Annotated in this window: 16 protein-coding genes; 10 read left to right on the top strand and 6 right to left on the bottom strand. The window is 54.9% G+C overall.

Annotated elements, in window-relative coordinates:
• Positions 1-60 precede the first annotated feature (60 nt).
• Positions 61-939, top strand: a complete 879-nt coding sequence (murB, locus tag MFFC18_RS03695) for a UDP-N-acetylmuramate dehydrogenase (protein WP_075085152.1) — start codon at positions 61-63, stop codon at positions 937-939.
• 103 nt (positions 940-1,042) lie between these two features.
• On the opposite strand, the gene tdh is transcribed toward murB, so the two are convergent.
• On the bottom strand, positions 1,043-2,071 hold the full coding sequence (gene tdh, locus MFFC18_RS03690; RefSeq protein WP_075085153.1) for an L-threonine 3-dehydrogenase: 1,029 nt from the start codon (positions 2,069-2,071) through the stop codon (positions 1,043-1,045).
• Positions 2,072-2,142: 71 nt separating this feature from the next.
• On the bottom strand, positions 2,143-3,354 hold the full coding sequence (locus tag MFFC18_RS03685) for a glycine C-acetyltransferase (protein WP_202907554.1): 1,212 nt from the start codon (positions 3,352-3,354) through the stop codon (positions 2,143-2,145).
• A gap of 92 nt (positions 3,355-3,446) precedes the next feature.
• On the opposite strand from MFFC18_RS03685, the gene MFFC18_RS03680 reads away from it, so the two are divergent.
• The 3 genes from MFFC18_RS03680 (at position 3,447) to MFFC18_RS03670 (ending at position 5,836) form a co-directional block, all read left to right on the top strand.
• A complete protein-coding gene (locus tag MFFC18_RS03680) occupies positions 3,447-4,199 on the top strand; it encodes a hypothetical protein (RefSeq protein ID WP_075085154.1) in 753 nt (250 codons plus the stop codon).
• Positions 4,200-4,225: 26 nt separating this feature from the next.
• Positions 4,226-4,990: a 6-phosphogluconolactonase gene (gene pgl, locus MFFC18_RS03675; protein WP_238381291.1), complete on the top strand. Its 765-nt coding sequence runs from the start codon at positions 4,226-4,228 to the stop codon at positions 4,988-4,990.
• Between the two features lie 144 nt (positions 4,991-5,134).
• Positions 5,135-5,836 carry a hypothetical protein gene (locus MFFC18_RS03670; RefSeq protein ID WP_075085156.1) on the top strand — a complete coding sequence of 234 codons (702 nt, stop codon included), beginning with the start codon at positions 5,135-5,137 and terminating at the stop codon, positions 5,834-5,836.
• A 13-nt stretch (positions 5,837-5,849) separates the two neighbouring features.
• Here MFFC18_RS03670 and MFFC18_RS03665 read toward each other — a convergent pair whose 3' ends face one another.
• Entirely contained in the window at positions 5,850-8,135 is a 2,286-nt protein-coding gene (locus MFFC18_RS03665; RefSeq protein ID WP_075085157.1) for a DPP IV N-terminal domain-containing protein, read from the bottom strand.
• Positions 8,136-8,157: 22 nt separating this feature from the next.
• A complete protein-coding gene (locus MFFC18_RS03660; RefSeq protein WP_075085158.1) occupies positions 8,158-9,426 on the bottom strand; it encodes an Nramp family divalent metal transporter in 1,269 nt (422 codons plus the stop codon).
• A 335-nt stretch (positions 9,427-9,761) separates the two neighbouring features.
• On the opposite strand from MFFC18_RS03660, the gene MFFC18_RS03655 reads away from it, so the two are divergent.
• From MFFC18_RS03655 to MFFC18_RS03635, 5 genes are all read left to right on the top strand, one after another.
• Complete coding sequence (locus tag MFFC18_RS03655; RefSeq protein WP_148618616.1) at positions 9,762-12,815, top strand: tetratricopeptide repeat protein; 3,054 nt, start codon at positions 9,762-9,764, stop codon at positions 12,813-12,815.
• A 54-nt stretch (positions 12,816-12,869) separates the two neighbouring features.
• Positions 12,870-13,841, top strand: coding sequence for a MotA/TolQ/ExbB proton channel family protein (locus MFFC18_RS03650; protein WP_075085160.1), 972 nt, complete (start codon positions 12,870-12,872; stop codon positions 13,839-13,841).
• Positions 13,841-14,275, top strand: a complete 435-nt coding sequence (locus tag MFFC18_RS03645; RefSeq protein ID WP_075085161.1) for an ExbD/TolR family protein — start codon at positions 13,841-13,843, stop codon at positions 14,273-14,275. The genes MFFC18_RS03650 and MFFC18_RS03645 overlap by 1 nt, the downstream gene beginning before the upstream one ends.
• A gap of 110 nt (positions 14,276-14,385) precedes the next feature.
• The gene (locus tag MFFC18_RS03640; RefSeq protein ID WP_075085162.1) at positions 14,386-16,380 is read left to right on the top strand and encodes a prenyltransferase/squalene oxidase repeat-containing protein; all 1,995 of its coding nucleotides are present in this window, start codon (positions 14,386-14,388) and stop codon (positions 16,378-16,380) included.
• 186 nt (positions 16,381-16,566) lie between these two features.
• Positions 16,567-17,097: an adenine phosphoribosyltransferase gene (locus tag MFFC18_RS03635; RefSeq protein WP_084417207.1), complete on the top strand. Its 531-nt coding sequence runs from the start codon at positions 16,567-16,569 to the stop codon at positions 17,095-17,097.
• Here MFFC18_RS03635 and MFFC18_RS03630 read toward each other — a convergent pair.
• On the bottom strand, positions 17,094-17,540 hold the full coding sequence (locus MFFC18_RS03630; protein ID WP_148618615.1) for a hypothetical protein: 447 nt from the start codon (positions 17,538-17,540) through the stop codon (positions 17,094-17,096). The two genes, MFFC18_RS03635 and MFFC18_RS03630, sit on opposite strands and share 4 nt — an antisense overlap.
• A gap of 49 nt (positions 17,541-17,589) precedes the next feature.
• The gene (locus MFFC18_RS03625) at positions 17,590-18,714 is read right to left on the bottom strand and encodes an SAM-dependent methyltransferase (RefSeq protein ID WP_075085164.1); all 1,125 of its coding nucleotides are present in this window, start codon (positions 18,712-18,714) and stop codon (positions 17,590-17,592) included.
• A gap of 257 nt (positions 18,715-18,971) precedes the next feature.
• Between MFFC18_RS03625 and MFFC18_RS03620 the strand changes: the two genes are divergently transcribed.
• Positions 18,972-20,246: a metallophosphoesterase family protein gene (locus MFFC18_RS03620; protein ID WP_075085165.1), complete on the top strand. Its 1,275-nt coding sequence runs from the start codon at positions 18,972-18,974 to the stop codon at positions 20,244-20,246.
• The last annotated feature ends 56 nt before the right edge of the window (positions 20,247-20,302 follow it).

Genomic DNA, 20,302 nt, shown 5'->3' with positions numbered 1-20,302 from the left:
CTGTCTGTCTTTACTCACCTTTTTTGACCAGACATTCCAACCTTCTCCCGAGATACCGACGTGTCACTGATTTCCGGCTTCGAACATTTTGTCCGCGAGAACGAACCTCTTTCACCTTTGACCAGTTTGCGACTTGGCGGCCCTGCGGAGTACTTTGCCGAACCAACCACGGTCGAGGAACTTGCCGCCATCGTCAAACGATTTTCAGAAGCCGGCGTTTCGGTTCGGATGATCGGCGCTGGCAGCAACGTGCTGGTTCCCGACTCAGGCGTTTCCGGTTTGGTGATTCATCTTTCAGCTCCGGCGTTTTGTCAAATCGAAATCGATGGAAACAGAATGCGAGTCGGCGGTGGTGCGAGGTTGTCTCATCTGGTTTCCAACGCAATCCGTGAAGGACTCAACGGGCCACAGCATCTTGTCGGCATGCCGGGAACGATTGGCGGCGCCTTGCACAGCAACATCAGCTTTCCCAACGTCGACATCGGAACATGGGTTCGCTCAGTTGACGTGATGAAACGGTCGGGCGAGCAATTAACTTACAGCGGCGAGGACGTGACGTTCTCTTCCCGCGAATCGAGTCTGAGTGAATTGGTGATCCTGGCGGTCGAAGCCGAGTTCGAAAAAGAAGATCCTGCCGCGTTGACCAAACAACTGCAAACGTTGTGGTTGGTCAAGAAAGCCAAGCGTCCTCCTGCGGACTTCAATGCCGCGTACCTGTTCAAGAATCCCTTCGGCGAATCCGCAGCCGATTTGATCGACAGTGCGGGCATGAAAGGCACCAGCGTTGGCGGCGTCTCTTTGTTCGACGCGAATCCGAACTATCTGGTGACTGAATCGGGAGCGACGGTGGCTGACGTTATCAAACTGATTGAAACCGTAAGGAAGGGCGTCCACGAGAAACTGGACGTCCAGTTGGAAACGGCAATTCAGATCTGGTAGCTTTCTTTCACGAAGCGAAAAATCAGATACGCCGTAAGAGTATCGCACGCGGCAACGCGTATCGCGACATTGCGCGAATGAATTCACTGGCGTGAACCTTGTCCTAATCCCAGTTCAGAATCACTTTTCCACATTCGCCCGTCAGCATCACGTCAAATGCGGCCTGAAAATCGTCGGCCGCGAAGCGATGCGTAATCATCCCATCCATCTCCAGGCCGCTGTCCAACATCGCCAGCATTTTGTACCAGGTATCGTACATTTGCCGCCCGTAAATTCCGCGGACAGTGAGCGCCTTGAGCACGATCTTGCCCCAGTCGGTCGGGAATGGCTTGGGCGGCAGACCCAACATCGCAATGTTGCCACCCATGATCATCGTGTCGATCATTTGGCTTAGCGCGGGAGCCGCTCCGCTCATTTCGAAGCCGACGTCGAAACCCTCCTGCATGCCAATCGACTTCATCGTCTCTCGCAAATCGCCGTCGGCAACGTTGACGGTGTGGATGTCCGGATTGATCTGTTTGGCGAAATCGAGCCGCCACTGATTGATGTCCGTGATCACGATCCGACGTGCTCCGGCTTTCCTCGCGACCGCCGCTGACATGACTCCGATCGGTCCAGCGCCCGTAATCAGCACATCTTCGGCGACCAGGTCAAAGCTTAGCGCAGTATGCACTGCGTTGCCCAGCGGGTCAAGAATCGCGGCGATGTCCATCGGAAGGTCATCCGGCAACGGGATGACATTGAACTCGGGAAGCTTCACGTATTGAGCAAACGCTCCGGGCAAGTTCACGCCGATTCCCTTCGTGTCCGGGTCGAGGTGAAAGCGACCGGACCTGGCATTGCGACTGCGATTGCCGACCACGTGACCTTCGCCGGAAACTCGCTGTCCAACTTCAACACGACGAACACCAGAGCCGACTTCGACGACGACGCCACCGTATTCGTGGCCCGTAACCATCGGCACAGGGACGTTGGCCTGAGCCCAGTCGTCCCATTTGTAAATGTGCATGTCCGTGCCACAGATCGAAGTCTTGTGCACTTTGATCAGGACTTCGTTAGGAGCAATTTCCGGCATCGGGACATCGTCCATCCAGATTCCAGGTTCAGACTTTGCTTTGACGAGAGCTTTCATGACGTTTCGTTTCTGTGTTCATCTTTCGGTGTCGGCGTGCCGTGACATGCCGTTGCAAATCGGCTGGCAACTCAAATGACGCCCAGCTCTTTGCCGACGTCGATGAATGCCTGAACGCACTGGTCAACCTGTTCCGACGAATGCCCGGCCGACATCTGCGTACGGATCCGAGCGGTTTCTTTCGGCACGACCGGATAGAAGAACCCGACCACATAAATGCCTTTTTCGAGCAGCTTTGCCGACATCCGCTGCGCCAACTCGGCGTCGCCCAACATGACCGGGATGATTGGATGTTCGCCGTCGGGAAGCGTAAAGCCAGCCTCGCTCATGCCGGCACGGAAACGATTCGCGTTCTCAAAAAGTTGCTTTCGACGCTCGTCGCCTTCTTTGCTGCTGACCAGATCGATGGCTTTCATCGACGCACCGACCAGGGCCGGAGCAAGGCTGTTGGAAAACAGATAAGGTCGTGAACGTTGGCGTAGAATATCGATGATCGCCTGGCTGGCACACGTGAAACCACCCATCGCACCGCCGAGCGCTTTGCCCAGAGTTCCTGTGAGAATATCCACACGTCCCATGCAGTCGTGATGCTCTGCGGTTCCGCGACCGCCGCTGCCGAGAAAGCCTGTCGAGTGGCAATCGTCCACCATCACGAGAGCTTCGAACTCGTCAGCCAGATCGCAAATCTCAGGAAGTTTGGCGATGTAGCCGTCCATCGAAAACACGCCGTCGGTGGCAATCATGATGTTGCGAGCACCAGCCACTTTGGCTTCGGTCAGTTTCGCTCTCAAGTCGCCCATGTCCGAGTTCGCGAACCGAAAACGTTTGGCTTTGCATAGCCGGATGCCATCGATGATCGAAGCATGGTTGAGTGAGTCCGAAACGATCGCGTCTTCCGCAGTAAGCAGCGGCTCAAACAGCCCTCCGTTGGCGTCGAAGCAGGCCGCGTAAAGAATCGTGTCTTCGTAGCCCAGCCAGTCGGCGATCTTCTTTTCCAGATCGCGGTGGATGGTTTGCGTGCCGCAGATAAATCGCACCGACGCCATCCCGTAGCCGTACTGATCGAGTGACTCTTTCGCTGCGGCGACGAGGTCCGGATGATCGGCGAGGCCAAGGTAATTGTTGGCGCAAAAATTCAGGACTTCGCTGCGGGATTCGGAATCCTGAACGGGAATCGCGGCTGACTGTGGGCCGTCGATCAGGCGTTCGCGTTTATAAAGTCCTTGCTGTTCGATCTGGTCGAGCGTCGTGGCGAGTTGCTTTGAAAATTCTGCTTTAATCATGAATGGGTTCCGGTTCTTGCGTTACGAACCAGTATTCTACCGGCTTTTGTCCATTTGAAGCAGCCTGGTACGCGATGCATTAAAATTTCCTCATGAAGACCCGTCGCTCATTTTCACTGCTTACGTTTCTGATGTTGGCCACCATCGCGGCGATCGCTGTCGCACTTTATCAGGCGAACAATGAAGTCGCCGACACGCGACAGATGTTCAAAACGTATAGCCATGAAATGGGATTCATGGACGTTGACGACAATTCCAAACTGCACACGCGGAGACTTGGCGGATACCCGCAAATGAGTTTCGCGTTTCGGTACCACTTGCCGGAAAAGCAGATCTACCGATTGCACGTTGGCTCTGGTGTGCTGGATCCCGACACTGGCCGTCCGCCTGATCTGCTGAATCAGGAAGTTGTCAACGATGAGTCTCAGGGGACGCTGGTCGTCAGCCTGCAGCAAATGCTAACCAGCCAGGGAGTTCGCTGGACGGTGCAGGTCATCGACGAACAGACGCTTAATTCGACCGTCCTTGACGATCCGCACGCGCTGACGTGGATTCAGGTCTACCTGGCGGCGTTTCCAACGGACGGACAACTTGGTAGCCCTGCAAGGTTCATGGGTTCGACACCGCAGTTTGTCGAAGGTCATGAAGGGGTTTTGGTTTCCGAGCCAGACGACACGGTGGTGCTGTATCAAAAAAGCGAGTTCCATCCGTCGGCGGTTGCGAGCGTTCCTCCTGAGCTGATGAGCGAACGTCAAGTGTTTATGATCTGGCTGGAACCAGTCGATGAAGGAAAACCAGCCAACCAGCAGCAGTCTGGCAAAACAACCCGATCCGGGTCGCGATGAAAATCGTGCTCAATCTGATATGATTCGTGGCTGTCATTTCATTCTCAACTGTTCAGATTCGATCCATGCAAGCCGACAAGAAAATCTTCGCCGACAATCCAGCCGTTGCTCAAGCTTTCGCAGAAGACTTCGTCGCGTGGCTGGAAACACAGTCGCAACCAAAAGTCACCGTTTCTCTTTCTGGCGGCAGCACGCCGACGCTGCTGTTTGAGATTTTGGCCAAGCAGTTCGCCGACAAGATTGACTGGTCGCGAGTCCATCTGTTCTGGGGCGATGAGCGTTGTGTTCCGCCAGAAGATCCGCAGAGCAACTATGGCGTTTGCAAGTCGCTGTTGTTGGATCATGTTTCCATCCCAGAATCCAACGTGCATCGTGTGATCGGCGAATCGGATCCTGAGGCCGAAGCCGTTCGCTACGGCGACGAAATGAAAGCTCACTGCGAGCTCAACGCTGACGGTTTGCCGATGCTCGATCTGCTGATCTTGGGCATGGGCGGCGACGGGCACACGGCGTCGATTTTCCCGCACCAGATCGAACTGCTCAAGTCAGACGCGATTTGCGCCGTGGCAACGCATCCGGAATCCGGGCAGAAACGTGTCTCGATGACCGGACCGGTACTGTGCGCCGCCAAGAAAATTGACTTTCTGGTTACCGGCGCGGGAAAGGCCAGCGTGCTTGGTGAGATCTTTGGAAAAACCGGAGATTGGGAGACGTATCCGACTTCGCTTATCGAATCAAAAGGACCGATTGCGTTTTATCTCGACGAAGCAGCAGCATCATTCGGTAAATAGCCGCCTGCGAAATCGTCACAAACGCACCAGGTTGAACCGCTCGGGATCGCGCGGACATATTGTGCAACAGTTTTTTCTCGAATCCCGGTTCACGTCGTTTGCTGTAACCCAGACTTTTTCGACGCGAACCACTGGGATTCTGAAATGACTACTGAACTATCATCCGCCAAATATCTACCTGCCGAATACAACGAACCGGAAGTACCCGTCGCATCGGAGGCTTCCCTGAATTCGCAGGCGAGCTATTCGCCCGGCAATCCATACACGGCTCAGACGCAGAGACAATCCAGTACAACCATGCTGACTGTGATCGCATGTCTGCTGGGCCTGTTCGGCGTTGTCGGAATCATGGGCGGAGCATTTGGCGCGTTGGGTCAGGTGACAATCTCCAACCTCGACGCGTCGCAGATTTCTGCGGGGATGGGCGAACAGGCTGAGGTGTACCGACGTAGCATCGAGACAACGAAACAGTTCTCAACAGTCATCTACTTGCACAACGGCATTTGTGCTCTGGTCGGACTTGGCTTCATCGTAAGTTGCGCCATGTTGCTGACACGTCGTGAAGACGCAAACTCGTTTGCTTCGACCATCTGCATCGCAGCCATTTTCTACAACTGCCTCACCGTCGTTGTCACGTGGGTTACCTTGCCTTCGTTCGAAGGAATTCGGGGAATGCCAGAAGGTGCCGCCACGATGGCAACCGGATTCGCGGTCGGATTTGCCGTGATCGGGGCTCTGATTAAACTTGGCGTCTACGGGTTCATCATCTCTTATCTTTCAAAGCCGGGAATTAAAGCGATCTTTGAAAAGCCGGAGACAATTGAGCCCGAAGCAACGGTCGCCTAGCCTCAAGCAACGCCTAACCATCGGACAGTAAGTGCTGCTTGAAAAAGTTCAAACGTTTTTTGGCCGCCCAAGGTGAATCACCGGCTCCGTGACCGCGGCCGGGAATCAGCAAGAACTCGAAATCCTTGTCGTGCTCGATCAGCTTTTTGACGACCTGCGTCGTGGTCGCAGGGTCAACATTGCGATCCATCTCGCCGACGGTCAGTATCAAATGTCCTTTTAGCAGGTGAGCGTTTTCCATGTTTGAGTTGGCCGCGTAGCTTTCGTCGACCGGCCAGCCCATCCATTGCTCGTTCCACCAAATCTTGTCCATGCGGTTGTCGTGACAGCCGCAATCCGCAGCGGCGACTTTGTAAAAATCGTTGTGCCACAACAGAGCCGCCATGGCGTTCTGGCCGCCGGCTGACCCACCGTAAATGCCGACGCGAGAGAGGTCCATCTGAGGATACTTTTCCGCCGCGGCTTTCATCCACGCGATTCGATCCGGAAACCCACCGTCTTTGAGATTCTTGAAGCACACGTCGTGAAATTTCTTTGACCGCCACGCCGTTCCCATCCCGTCGATCTGCACGACAATCATTCCGCTGTCCGCGAACTGATACTGACGTTGGAAGTTTTTGCGAAAGGATTTTGGCACGTGATGACTGTGGGGTCCGGCATAGATATTTTCAACGACGGGATACGATTTTTCCGAATCGAAGTCACGCGGCCAATGGATGATGCCCCAAATATCGGTCTTTCCATCGCGGCCTTTTGCGGAGAAACGCGTCGTAAGCGGACGGTCTCCAAACGCTGCAGTCGTGTCCTGCCGATCAAGTTCGACGATCAGTTCGCCAGAGTTCGCGTCGCGAAGTTCCGTCACCGGCGCCATGTCGACTCGCGAATAGGTATCGACCAGGAACCTGTCTTCGTTTTCGAATTCGACTTTGTGCGTGCCGTCCCCGTCGGTCAGTATCGTGAACTGACTGCCGTCAAAACTGGCTTTGCAAAAATGCTCGTGGTAGGGATCCTGATCTTCGTGCACACCAACGGCGTAAAACCAGACGACTTCGTTCGTGCGGTCGATCCATTCGATCCGTTTGACATTCCAGTTTCCGCTGGTGACCGGATTGAGGAGCTTGCCAGATTTTCCGTCGAAACGATATAGGTGATTCCAACCACTACGCTCGCTGGCCCAAAGAATCTGCTGATCGTCCAACTCTTCGAAAACCGATTTCGCGGCGTTTGAGTATTGAATGAACGTATCGCTTTTTTCCTCGATCAACGTTCTGACTTTCCCGGTCGAAGCGTCGACTTCGACAAGCCGAACGACCTGATGGCCCCGTTGGTTGTAGTGCAACCAAAATTTCTCGCCATCGTCAGTCCACTTGACGAACCGAATGATCCACGGATTCTCAAACAGTTCGTTGGAGACTGGAATTTCTTTCTTGTTCTCAACCGAAAACAGACGCAACGTTTTCGTCGGAAGCTCATCACCAGGCTTTGCATATTGATAGCTGTCAAGTTTGGGCTGAAGCTGATCGGAGGGCGTCGACTCGACGAAATGAACACGCGGCTCCTCGGGGTTTGCCGTTTGAAACGCGACCAGATACTTGGCGTCGGGGGACCAGCGGACGTCGGGGCCGCGCGGCGATTTGAACCAATGCGTTCCGCGTCCGACGTTTTGAAACGTGAGACTTTCAGTCGCGTCTTCGGTCAGCTGATTCCCTTGCAGCCACAGATTGTGATCGCGTACTTCGATCGGAGGTTTAACCGTTGGCGCGCCCGTTCTCGTGCGGACCGACCGGATTCTGTTTCGACGTTTCTTTTTGCGTCGAACGTTCTTCAGCATTTCCACATCGACCACCAAGCTTTCGTTCTTCCTGGAACGAAAGCTCCCTAGCCGCTTGCCGTTGGCCTTTAACAGCCACGTGTGACCGACATAGGTTTGTTGCGAAAATGTCTCTCCTGGCTTGACGTCGCCATAGGAACGCTCGCCGCGTTTCGCATCGACCCAAAACATCGTCAGCGTTTGCTGCGTTTGATTCTTGACCTTGATCGATGTCGATTCGCCACCGTTTTGGCTGGACATCGGCGGCAACGAAAGACGAGCATTGGACTCGATCGCGGCAAGTTGCTGGGCGTCGTCAATCGATTTTTTTGTTCGCGAATTCACATCGACGAGAAATCGCTGGCCATCTGATTCGTAGAGAAACTGTTGCCCATCCTCGATCCAGACTAGCTCTGGCGACGATTGTCCGTAAACCGAAGCAGTAAAAATCAGCAGCCAGGTAGAAAACAGCAAGCCTATGAAACGCATCAATCATCCCCGAAGTGAAGCCTCAAAACCCAAGCCCACCTTTGAGTTGACGGAGGGCCAACAACAGGATAACCACAATCATGGCGATTGCGATCGTGTTGAATAGTTTTGAGTTCACGTATCGTGACATCAGTTCTTTCTGGTTGGCAATCATCAAAATGAAAATTGCCAACACTGGCAGCAGCAACCCGTTGGCGACTTGAGCCAATGCGATTATTTGTTGTGGACTTCCTCCCATCCAGATAGCTGCGAAAACGCCGATCAGAACGACAGCTGCAGCGACTGCTTGAACCCTCCAGTCCGTCAGCTTGTTTGGCCACCCGAAACAGCCGGCGGCGGCAAAGCCTGCGGCAACGGGAGCCGTGATCGCGCTGGTGAGCCCGGCGGCAAACAGCCCGATCCCGAACAACCACGACGAAAGATCACCCAGGGCGGGGCGCAGTTGAGTCGCGATGCTGGCGACTCCGGAAAAGGAAGCTTCTGCATTGCCCGCGGCACGCGCTTCGGCAAACGCGGCTGAACCGGAAAGCATGATCGCGGCCGTCACCAATCCGCCGAGCGTGACTGACAGGATGGTATCGATTCGTGAATGGCGAATCGCGATGGATTTCTGTTCGTCAGTTTTGCAATCGTTCCACAGCGTCGCCGCGAGACTGGCGTGCAGGAAAAGATTGTAAGGAACGACAGTTGTCCCCAGAACTGCGACCAGCAACCACAGCGAACCTTTCGGGACGGACGGAATCAACCCGGAGGCGATTTGGCTGATCGGAGGGGCGCTGATCGCTGCCGCCGCGAGGAACAACAGGCTCAACAGGACAACCAGGCCCGTGAGCACGTTTTGCAGCACCGAAAATTTGTTCAGGTAAATGATCACAATCGCGAACGCTCCGATTGCTCCAACAATCCAGGGCTGGAAGTAGCTGGCTTCGGAAGACTGTGCAAAAATCTCGACGCCGGATGCAGCACCAAGGATGTTGCCGGTCTGGTAGGCAGCGTTGCCAACTAGAATCGCGACCACGATCAAGGCTGCGATTCCGAATTGCAGGGCAGGGGACTGGATCAGTTTCCTGATGGCCTGGCCGAGTCCCTGGCCGGAGACGATTCCGATCCGGGCGGCCATTTCCTGGAACGCGATCGTGGTCAAGCAAGCGAATGCGACCGCCCAAAGTAGCGATGGGCCGTAGAGCGCGCCGGCTTTGCTAGCAGTGACCACGGTGCCGGGGCCGATGAATGCTGCCGTGACCAACAGCCCAGGGCCAAGCCGAAATCTTCTGGGATTGGATTCTGTCATCTATATAAGTGTAACGTTTTCTGCACTCGGCTCTTCGAACGACGGAACAAACGATCAGGCTGCCCCCGCTCCTTGGTTTTTACGAACCAACGGCATGATGACGGCTGAGGCATGGCGCCAAGTCACCCCAAACAGCCTGCTCCCCGCGGCGATCTCATCTTCACCATCCTCGCTGACCGGAGTCCTCGGAAGTGTGAAAATCCCGGAACCTCGCTAGCGGCAAGCGAACCGGTTTAGTTAAAGGCTGCCGGGTGACGATACCGAATGTGACGACTGTTCGTTTTGCACTGCCGTTTCCGGTGCGCGAAAGTCTGGTGTCGAACTTAGCAAATGCCATGTCCATTGCCTTGATCATCTTTATCCTCCGTTGCAAACGCGTCCTGCGAACGGCAACCGTTGCCATGATTTGCGGTGTGATCGCCTGCTCCGCGACCATGGCCCAGGACGGAAGCATTGCGGAACAGGACTACCAACTCGCCGCGGGCTACTACCAGAAATCCGACTGGAGCCAGTCGGCCGCATCGTTCGAAGATTTCGTGTCTCGCTACCCGGACCACCGAAAGTCGTCGGAAGCAAATTTCTTTCTGGCTGAATCCAAAATCCAATTGGGCAACTATGCGGATGCGTTGATTGGATTTCAGACCTTCATCGCGCAGCACCCGAACCACCGTTTGACTCCGCGAGCCACGTTCCGAATGGGCGAAGCAGCGTTTCAGCTGGGTAAAGGAAAGATCGCTCTCAAGTCACTGGAACTTTTCATCAAAAAGTATCCGCAACACGCGTTAGTTGAGTACGCAATGCCATACCTTGGCGAATTGCGTTTGGGATTCAACGAGCCCAAACTTGCTCAACGAGCATTTTCGACAGCGCTAAAGATGTTCCCCGACAGCGAACTCGCTGACCAGAACCGCTACGGTTTGGCCCAGAGTTATCGCATGCTGGGCAAGAAGGACACGGCAGCGAGATACTGGAAATTCGTGGCAACGGAGAACGACTCGGACTACGCCGCACTGGCGAAACTGCAACTCGGAATTCTCGCCTGCGAGAACGGCAGGCTTGACGAAGCTCAACCCTATTTGGCTACAGCGAAATCAGAACTGGCTCAGGAAGACCCGGAACATCGCCTCGAAGCCAACTATTGGCTTGGTCGTGTGGCGTTGGAAAAAGGTCAGTTCGAGGAAGCGAATTCAATTTTCACTAACCTTGAGTCGCTCCCGGCGGATGAAAACTGCGGTGCAGGAATCTGTTACGACGCAGCGGTGGCGGCATGGAAAACAGATCGCGAAGACTTGGCGATCGAATGGCTGGCAAAACTACGCTCGACCTGGCCAACCAATCAACTGGGCGCTCGTGCGATGGCTCTGGAAATTGAACTGCTACGCCAGCGAGGACTCGACGCGGTCGTTGCGGACTATTGCAAGCAGTTTGCAGAACGTTTTCCCAAGGACGACTTGCGATTCAACGTGACTGAAATTGCCGGCCGGATCCACCACAAGGAAAAGAAGTTTGCTCTGGGCGTGAAGGCGTTCGACAAGCTGCTGACCGAGCACTCTGCGGCGTTCGATGGCGATACAACGGCCCCCGACCAACGTGCACGGCGAACGACGTGGCTGTACCTCAAAGGACTGTGCCACATCGGTTTGGGCGAGTTTGATACTGCGATCCGCGAACTGCGTTTGGCAGAGGCAAACATGGTCAACCCGGACTCACAACCGCAGATCGAACTGGCGATCGCGACGTCGCTGATGGGGCAGCAGCTTTACTACGATGCGTCGGTCGAATTCGAATCCTATCTGGAGAAAGCCGAACCTGAAGATCGCGAAAACGTCATGTCGGCGCTTTCTCGCCTGGTGGTTTGCTACGGAAATCTGAACCGCTGGGAAGACGCAGACGAAGCGATCAACGTGTTGCTGGAAGGCGATCGCGAAACGGGACTCAAGGCGATTCAGTTCGTCTCGGATCACGCGTACGAGAAGAAGCGATTTGACGTCGCGACTCGATACTACAAAACGCTCGCGATGCCAGAAAACGAATCGCATTTCCGCAACCAGGGACTGGCCGGGCTGTCGTGGTTGATGATGGAGACCAACTCGGCAGAAGCCAACGAGGTCTTCCAACGCTTGGTCGACGAGTATCCGGACAGTACGTTTTCTTCACGTGCCGCGATCGCACGTGCAAAATTCCTCGAAGGTCAGGATGATGCGACAACTGCCTGTGAGCTGTACAGATCTGTCGTCGCCCGTTTCTCCAAAACGGAACTGGCGCAAATCGCTCGCTTGCGACTGGCGTGGTTCAACCAACAGGCCGGAGACGTCGAATCGTTGCACAAAGCTCGGGCTCAGATCGAAGTCTTCCTGCAAGTTGCAGAGGCGACTCCGGCGGACAGCGGTCAAAAATCTCTGACGCTCGTCGGCGAAGCACTTTATCAACTCGGTTGGGTCAACCACGATCTCGGGGAAACCGAAGCATCGATGACCGCGTTTTCGGATCTTGTCGCGACTCGGCCGGAAAGCAAGTATTGGCCCGATGCAGCCTACCGTGTGGCCAGCTCAATGCTTGAAGTGGGTGAGTTCGAGCATGCGTCGGAGATGGTCAAGAAAATTCTGGCTCAGCAGACCGTGCCGCCGGAAGTCAAAATTCAGACGTTGTATTTGCAGTCCAAGGTTGCTGCCGAAAGCGACCGATGGGATGAAGTTCCGGACCTGATGCAAAAATTAATCGACAGCTCAAACGACGAAACTGTGATCGCCACGGCGAAGTACTGGAAGGCCGAAGCGCTTTATCGCTACGGTGATTTCGATGGAGCAGGGTTGCTGTTCGACGAAATGCAACCCAACGCCACCCTGATTGGTGAATCCCTGGAACCGTGGTTGCTGTTGCGACTGGCTCAGTGCCACGGCAAGTCTCAGCGCTGGACTAACGCAGCCATGTTGGCTCGCGATTGCCTTGAGCGTTTTGAAGGGTTCTCCAATGCTTACGAATTCCGGTTCCTTCTCGGACGTGCTGCCGAATACGACGGCATGTTCGATGATGCTCGCAATCATTACCTTCAGGTCATTGAGTCGACCGATGGAGCGGGGACGGAAACGGCAGCGATTTCCCAGTGGCGAATTGGCGAAACCTACTTTCACCAGAACAAGCACAAAGAAGCCATCGCGGCGTATTCGAAAACGAACTCAGACTACAGTTTCAGCCGTTGGAGCAGTGCTGCATTGATCCAGGCCGGAAAATGTCAGGAGCATCTTGGCAACTGGCAGCACGCGGCGACGCTGTACGCGCAACTGCTCGAGCGTCACCCGGAAAGCGAATTCGTTGCTGACGCCAAAGAGCGGCTTGGTCGCGTGAATCGTTTCGCAAAACTTCCCAACAGCGAAACAAAGACTCACTAACACCATTTCTTTCTCACCCAACCCAGACAGCGTGAAGTCCCGAGGAATTTGAAAATGTACCGTTTGCAATCATGCTCATTCGCCGTCACGATTACAGCCGCCTGCTGCTTGGCGCTGTTCGCGTGTTCGACGACGAAAGCTCAGAATTTCGACTCGTTTTCGAACCCGGTTCAAAACGGCTTTGAAACGCCGGACCGAAAAGTTTCGACTCCCAAAGTCGCATCCGACTCATTGCAGGGTGCTGCTCCGATCAAAGTCACCGACAGCGCGACCGAGGATGCTGTGGAATCCGCAACGGCAGATGAGGCTACGGTTCCTCCAGTCGTTGCGTCGACTCGATTGAGTGACCTTCTTCGGCGCGGCGGCGTGTTAATGATTCCGATTGGAATCTGCTCGCTGATCCTGCTGGTCTTTGTGTTCGAACGCTTCATCAGTCTTCGCAAAGGCCGCATCATCCCGGGGCCTTTCGTCTCTCGAGTCCTGGAGCAGGTCCGCAGCGGCGAACTGAATCGCGAATCAGCGATCTCACTGTGCGAGCGAAACGGTTCGGCCATTGCAAACGTCTTCAAGGCCGGTTTTTCGAAATGGGGACGACCTTCGGTAGAAATCGAACAGGCCGTTTTGGATGAAGGCGAACGCGAATCAAACCATTTGCGACGCTACTTGCGATTGATCAACGGTGTCGCGACCGTCTGCCCGCTGTTGGGAATGTTGGGCACAGTTTTGGGAATGATTCACGCGTTTGATGCAATTGCAGCATCGGCGCCGATGCAGTCGGAGCCAAGCATGACGATCGCGACCGGGATCAGCCAGGCTCTGCTGACGACCGCGGCAGGTTTGACCGTCGCGATTCCCGCCTTGATCGCGTACCTGTTCTTTTCCGGGCGTGCCGATCGACATGTCATGGAGCTGGATTCATTGGGGATGAAAGTCGTGAACCTGGTTTCTGCGGAAGCGATTGCACTGAGTCAAAAGTCACGTGCGACGAGCTCTTCCAGCAGAACGAAAACACGAAAGGCCGCGTAATGCCTCTTAAAGTACAACGCGACGATCAAACGGCAATCAATCTGACGCCGATGATCGACATCGTCTTTCTGCTGATCATCTTTTTCATGGTCAGCAGCCATTTCACGAACCAGACCAGCACTCAGGAACGCGACATCGCGATCAAGGTGCCAGTGGTTTCTGACGCGGGAGCACTAACTGCGCCGCCGCGACATCGCGTGATCAACATCTACGACGATGGACAAGTGGCGCTCGACGAAGACACCGTTAGCATCCCCGAGCTTGAGTCGAAACTGACCGATGCGCGAGCGCAGTATGAACAGCTTGGCGTCGTCGTTCGCGGTGACGGAGCAGTTCAGTACGAACGGGTCGCCGAAGTTATTGCCACGTGTAAGAAAGTCAGGATTCAGAACCTGAACATTGCTGTATCGAATCAGGATTCGGTGAACCGCTAGAGATCGCCTGACTCCGACGTCGCATCGTTCAGTAATGGAATTTCCATTAACTCATTCAAACCAAACCACGCTCACCTCATCCTGCCCAACCATCAACCACCGACCCAACCATGAACGCGCTGCTGGAATTTATCGACAATGCATCGGGGCAGGTTCTTGAGTTCTTCAACTCAAGCAATCTGCAGATGGTCCTGTTGGTGGGAACTGGCTTGCTAACCGTCGGCCTGTTGATCCTGGCACTGACTCGATGGGGACATTCGCGTCCGCTTTGGAAGTGCGTCGTTCTGTCGGTCACCGCTCATATTCTTTTGCTGGGCTACGCCTACGGAACGCGGTTGATTTTGGTCAAACCAGACCAATCATTGGCCAAAGTCGCGCCGGTCGAAGATTCCGACATGGACGTACAGCTTGTCGACGAAGATGGCAGCGACGATCTTTCTGAGCGAATCGAATCTGAAAAAATGTCATGGAACGAGTTCGGAAACGATCAGCCTTTCCCGGAGCTTGAGCCGTTGCCGCGGCCAAAGATTGACTCCGAAATTCTGATCAAGCGGGAGACACCCGCAGAAGTCGTCGAGTCGACGCCTGCTGACAGGTTCGCTCCGATGCCCAAAGCTGAACCGATGCCGCAGTCAATTCCCGCTCCGGCGCCGACGCTTCCCGATGAATTCGCAAAGCTGACCAAGCCGGACCCTATTCCTTCGCCGTCACAGTTGAAAGTTTTGTCCAAGCCGGAAGAAGTCGAGATTCCTCAGTCCAGCAAAGCATTTGTGGACGAAATGTTTGCTCATGAGGGAGAATTCAAAGCCGTCACTAATCCGCAACAACCCGATGTTGTGAAGCTTGAGAGCAACACACCGACGTCAGATCTTGCGACGTCGAGTTCACTGCCATCGCCGCCGATTCAGCAACGTGCAAATTTCCAGGCCGCCACGCAGAAGCCGACTTTTGTGACAACCGCCCGTTCGCCGGTTCGCATTGGCGATGGGCAACCAGTCCCAAAAATGTACGAACTGCGAAACGCAGCCAATCGGCTCAAGGTATTGCAAGCTCGCGGAGGCTCCATCGAAACCGAACAATCCGTCGAAGCTGCTTTGCTATGGCTGGCCAACCATCAGGACGTCGACGGTCGCTGGGATGCAAGCAAACATGGCGGCGGAACGGAAACCAAAGTCTTCGGTCACAATCGCGATGGAGCCGGCGCGAATGCGGACACGGGCATCACCGGTTTGGCGTTGCTCGCGTTTCTCGCTGGCGGACATTCGCATATGGAAGGACCGTGGCAAGACACGGTTCGAGACGGACTGGGGTTCCTGATCAGCAAGCAGGATTCGGCGGGCTCGTTCGCGGGCGAGGCACGTTTGTTTGCCAGAATGTACTGTCATTCGATGTCGCTGTTGGCGGTTAGCGAAGCCTATGCGATGACCGGCGACGCGAAGCTTCGCGATGCAGTTGAGCGCGGCGTCGACTATTCGGTTCGAGCCCAAAATCGTTACGACGGTGGGTGGCGCTATCAACCAGGCGACGAAGGCGACATGAGCCAGTTTGGCTGGCAGGCGTTGGCGTTGCACAGTGCCAAAATCGCAGGCATCGACGTTCCGCAGGACACGATTGCGAAGATGCACAGCTTTATCGATCGCTGTGCGGTTCGATCTGGTGGTGGAGTCGCAGCGTATCGCCCAGGCCATGCACCGAGCACGACGATGACGGCGGAATCTTTGGTCGGACGTTATGTGCTTGGCCAGACTCCTTCTGATCGAGTTGTTCGAGAAGCGAAGTTTGAGATCACCGGCGATATGCCGTCGGCTCACAAGCCAAATCTTTACTATTGGTACTACGGGACGATGGCGATGTATTTCGCGGGCGGTCCGGAATGGGAACAGTGGAACGAGAACGTAAAATCCGTTTTGCTTTCCAGTCAGAAACATACGGGCGACGACCGAGGCAGTTGGGCTCCCGATGGCATGTGGGCCAGCTATGGAGGCCGGGTTTATTCAACGGCGCTATCGGCTTTGATTCTGGAAGTCTACTACCGGTATTTGCCAACGACTCAGCAGCCGAACGAACGCTTCGCGGCTCAGGGTGAGTTTTCGCGGCAGAAGTAGATTCGCTGGTCCAAGGCTGATGACTGCGTAGCAAGTAGGTCAGCCTGTCCCAGGCTGACAAACAAATACGACTCTGGGACAGACTCGCCTACTTTAAACATCTCGAGCACAAGTCTGGGACAGACTCGCCTACTTTGACACCTTTGCTATACTGTTCCGCTTTCGCGCTAACTCTCAGGATTTCCGATGTCGAATGATGCCCCGATTAACCTCAATGATTTCATCCGGGACGTTCAGGATTTTCCCAAGCCGGGGATCACTTTCAAAGACATCACGCCGCTGCTGTTGAGCAGTCCAGCGTTCGAAGAATGTATCAACCAAATGGCAGAGAAGGTTAGCGACCTTGAAATCGACGTGATTGCTGCCGCCGAAGCACGTGGCTTTCTGTTTGCGGCGCCGCTGGCGTTGAAGCTTGGAATCGGAATGGTTCCAATTCGCAAGCCCGGCAAACTTCCTCACGACAAACATTCGTACAGCTACGAATTGGAGTACGGCACCGACACGCTTGAAATGCACGTCGATGGAATCTCCAAAGGCCAGAACGTTTTGATCGTCGATGACTTGCTCGCCACCGGCGGCACGGTTGAAGCTTGCTGCAGGATGATTGAAAAGTGCGAAGCCAACATTACGGGATGCCTGTTCCTGATCCATTTGGCGTTTCTTGACGGAGCGAAAAAACTGGATCCGTACCCGGTCATCAGCTTGCTGGACTACTAAGACTCAAAAGCCTGTTTGACGTGAGGCTTGCTCAGCACAACCAGCGCCCAGATTCCGAAAGGGATGCCCAGAATGTAGCATGGACTGATGCATGGGATCACTGCGACGATCGCAGCCGATCGAGCCGAAGAGTAGCTCTTCAACTTCATCATGTTGAATGCACCCCACATCGCCAACGAGTGAAGCAGCAAAAAGAAAACGGCGACACCAATCTGGATAAATGCGATTGTTGTCGGCGACATATCCACCCCTTGACGCGGCACCAAATTGCCAGTCGCTAACATCACGATGTTCCCGGCCAACCCGAGTAACACGGCAGCAAGCCACATCCCCGTGATGATCATCAACGCGAGCGCCGGTCCAAAGACCAGATTCGATGGATGTGGCCCCGGAGTTTGTGGATGATTGGAAACGGGTGCCGGCTGGTAGGGGTTGTCTGTCATGTTCATCTTTCGTTCAGTAGCTTTTCTGAAGTCCGTAAACCATAGCCCATCAGCTCTGCAATTGCGGCGGTTGCGAGACTCGTTTTTTTCCGGCACGTAAAACGAATTTGTCTTTCGCGGCGATCAGACAAATTTCCTGGCGGTTGAAAGCCAACTGCCGAGTCCGAACATACTTGAACCCAAGGTCCTTCACACGTTGAATCCATGCGGGAACGGAATCCAGCAACTCCCAATTGGTGAGCTTCAACGTTAGAGCCATGCCTTTGATATTCACTGCGTCGTGCGACACGATCGCCGAAACGGTGTCCAACGTGTAGTTCGGCACCATGCTGATGTCCGCGAACAACCAACGCACGTCCCGAAAGTCACGTTTTTTGACTTCATGGCCGCGGCGACGAATGTGATTCAGATTCGGATGCTTCAGCACGTCGGCTTCCAGTTCAGCCGGATCAATGGCAATCACGAGAGCACCCATCTCTAACAATAGCTGACAGGCTCCTCCGGGCGCGCTGCCCAGTTCCGCGCAAACGTCTCCTTCGCTGACAGGGATACCTGACCACAGAAGTGCCTCCTTGAGCTTGAAGTATGCGCGGCTGATCGGTTCAACGTCGGTGTCGAACATCGGAACGCCTCCTGGCCAGCGACCGGCCGAAGTGTTGGCTTCGTGAAATCCATACCACCACTGATTCGGTTCGACGACGCAGATATCGAACACAACGGAATCGGGCCGCGCCAGTCGATTGAGTGCTGGTTTGTTGCTGAACTTTCCGGACGCTTCCATCGCCGCCAACACCTGCTGTCCGACTTCATTGGCCAAAACGGAAACGCCAGGTTCAAATCCGCCCGAACCGGGAACTTTGCGATCCCGCTCCCAAACGTGAATCACGTCGGCAGCCGCCAGTTGCTCGGCTCCGTTTTCCAGAATCGACGCCACGATTTCAGCGCTGTTCTCGGACTCCGCGCGGCCCAGCGACCATCCGCTGGTTCGAGCCAAAGTTGACTTTAGCGAGTAACGATCGGGCAGCCGGTTGTTCGGATCGACCTTGAAGGTCACGAAACCGGGACGTGAAAAAGCGAGCTTCAGCTCAGGGTGGTTTTCTGGGATCTCTTTACGGAGTGCAGCTTCGGCACCGGCCTGGCACGCCGCAAAAATGAAGTTTGCTGGGTTGTTCATGCGGGTATGCTAGCAGGGAAAGCTCAAGTCCGTAACAACGAATTCCCGGGAGCGACGAAACTCGGGAGGACCAGTCTCCTGCCGGGACATCGCTGGCGAAACGCGGCCTGGCGAGCGAATTCAGAATGCCGGATCACGGCCCATCCCGGATCGTTCCGCAAGCCGAAAGTCACTCGGACGACTGGTGTTTGAGCGTTTGGGCAAACAGGATAAAATTCGTTTTTCATCATGCATGCAGGCGGCAAGGAGGGCTCCTGATGTCAGACCCGATCAAGTTTGTCCACGCTTCCGATTTTCACCTCGATCGACCGATCAGTGGACTGTCGGAAATCCCCAATCATCTGATCAAGACACTCGCGTCGGCGCCGTACGAGGCAGCCCAACGCGTGTTCGATTTCGCGCTGACTGAACGCGTCGATTTTGTGCTCCTGTCAGGAGACCTGTTCGATCATGACTCGGGCTCGGCGCGAGCCCCATCGTTTCTGCTGAACAACTTTCAGAAGTTGGCTGAACGAGGAATCCATGTGTACTGGTGCGCCGGCGAAACCGACCATCCCGACCGCTGGCCCAGTTCGATCAAGCTTCCCGAAACCGTGGTCACGTTTTCGTCGACGATCGTGGAAGAAGTCGAACATCTCCGCGGCGACAAGCGAATTGCCACGATCCTGTCATCCGGATTTGACTCCAAACGTCGCAATGGCGATGCGTTTGCAGCGCCGGCGGGCGAAGGTTTAAACATTGCGCTAACGCACGGCGATTTTGAGTCGACCAGTCTCAAGACGGAAAACATTCACTACTGGGCGATGGGCGGCAAGCATAAAGCGACACGCTTGGATCGCAGTGGTTCGGTCGTCGCGTGGCCGGGAACAACTCAGGGGCGCCACCCGAAAGAGTCGGGCGCTTGCGGTTTCAATTTTATTCGAGTCGACTCTTCTGGAAAGATTAAAGTCCAGTCGGTTAGCTGCGATCGCGTGCGGTGGCTCCCCCAGAAAATCGCGATCACGGAGAACGTCGGAGTCCTGGAACTGAAAGAAGTGCTTTCCGAACGGGCGTTGAAGATCATCGCCGACACGACAGATCAAATCGTCCTTTCCCGTTGGCTATTGAACACGGAAGGCAACTTCAACCCCCGCATTCGACAGGAAGAATGGAGCAGCGAAATTCTTGAATGGCTGCGCGACGAATTTGGACGTGGCGATCGAGGACTGTGGTCGACCAAGGTCGATGTGGAGACTCCGAAGTCGCTTCCGATGGAGTGGTACGAAGAGGACACGATTCTTGGCGAGTATCTTCGCGCAGTGGGACGCTACCAGAGCGACGATTCGCTGAAGCTGAATTTGCACGAGTACATGCCGCACACGGTCAAGGGCGACATGATGGCATCAGTGGCTCATGTGACACGGGAACGACGCGACATCACGTTGCGTCGCGCGGCGATGGTTGGCGTGAACTATCTGGCCAGCCACAAACATGTCGACGAGATCGATCATGACGAGGTCGATGAGATTGATGATTTGCGCGAGGCGTCGTAGTTGCGGATAGGGGCATGAAGTCTCGACCGACAACGAACAACACAACGAATGCTGCG

It is taken from the genome of Mariniblastus fucicola, assembly GCF_008087665.1.
Lineage (GTDB): Bacteria > Planctomycetota > Planctomycetia > Pirellulales > Pirellulaceae > Mariniblastus > Mariniblastus fucicola.
The sequence above is the reverse complement of the archived record's forward strand: the minus strand, read 5'-3'. Positions and strand labels throughout refer to the sequence as shown.

What these genes read in the sequence shown, in the direction of transcription:
- MFFC18_RS03620 (WP_075085165.1), top strand. Translation starts at nt 18,972, where the DNA reads ATGTCAGACCCGATCAAGTTTGTCCACGCTTCCGATTTTCACCTCGAT.
- MFFC18_RS03625 (WP_075085164.1), bottom strand. Translation starts at nt 18,714, where the DNA reads ATGAACAACCCAGCAAACTTCATTTTTGCGGCGTGCCAGGCCGGTGCC.
- MFFC18_RS03685 (WP_202907554.1), bottom strand. Translation starts at nt 3,354, where the DNA reads ATGATTAAAGCAGAATTTTCAAAGCAACTCGCCACGACGCTCGACCAG.
- MFFC18_RS03660 (WP_075085158.1), bottom strand. Translation starts at nt 9,426, where the DNA reads ATGACAGAATCCAATCCCAGAAGATTTCGGCTTGGCCCTGGGCTGTTG.
- MFFC18_RS03640 (WP_075085162.1), top strand. Translation starts at nt 14,386, where the DNA reads ATGAACGCGCTGCTGGAATTTATCGACAATGCATCGGGGCAGGTTCTT.
- tdh (WP_075085153.1), bottom strand. Translation starts at nt 2,071, where the DNA reads ATGAAAGCTCTCGTCAAAGCAAAGTCTGAACCTGGAATCTGGATGGAC.
- MFFC18_RS03635 (WP_084417207.1), top strand. Translation starts at nt 16,567, where the DNA reads ATGTCGAATGATGCCCCGATTAACCTCAATGATTTCATCCGGGACGTT.
- MFFC18_RS03645 (WP_075085161.1), top strand. Translation starts at nt 13,841, where the DNA reads ATGCCTCTTAAAGTACAACGCGACGATCAAACGGCAATCAATCTGACG.
- MFFC18_RS03680 (WP_075085154.1), top strand. Translation starts at nt 3,447, where the DNA reads ATGAAGACCCGTCGCTCATTTTCACTGCTTACGTTTCTGATGTTGGCC.
- MFFC18_RS03630 (WP_148618615.1), bottom strand. Translation starts at nt 17,540, where the DNA reads ATGACAGACAACCCCTACCAGCCGGCACCCGTTTCCAATCATCCACAA.
- MFFC18_RS03665 (WP_075085157.1), bottom strand. Translation starts at nt 8,135, where the DNA reads ATGCGTTTCATAGGCTTGCTGTTTTCTACCTGGCTGCTGATTTTTACT.
- MFFC18_RS03670 (WP_075085156.1), top strand. Translation starts at nt 5,135, where the DNA reads ATGACTACTGAACTATCATCCGCCAAATATCTACCTGCCGAATACAAC.
- MFFC18_RS03655 (WP_148618616.1), top strand. Translation starts at nt 9,762, where the DNA reads ATGTCCATTGCCTTGATCATCTTTATCCTCCGTTGCAAACGCGTCCTG.
- MFFC18_RS03650 (WP_075085160.1), top strand. Translation starts at nt 12,870, where the DNA reads ATGTACCGTTTGCAATCATGCTCATTCGCCGTCACGATTACAGCCGCC.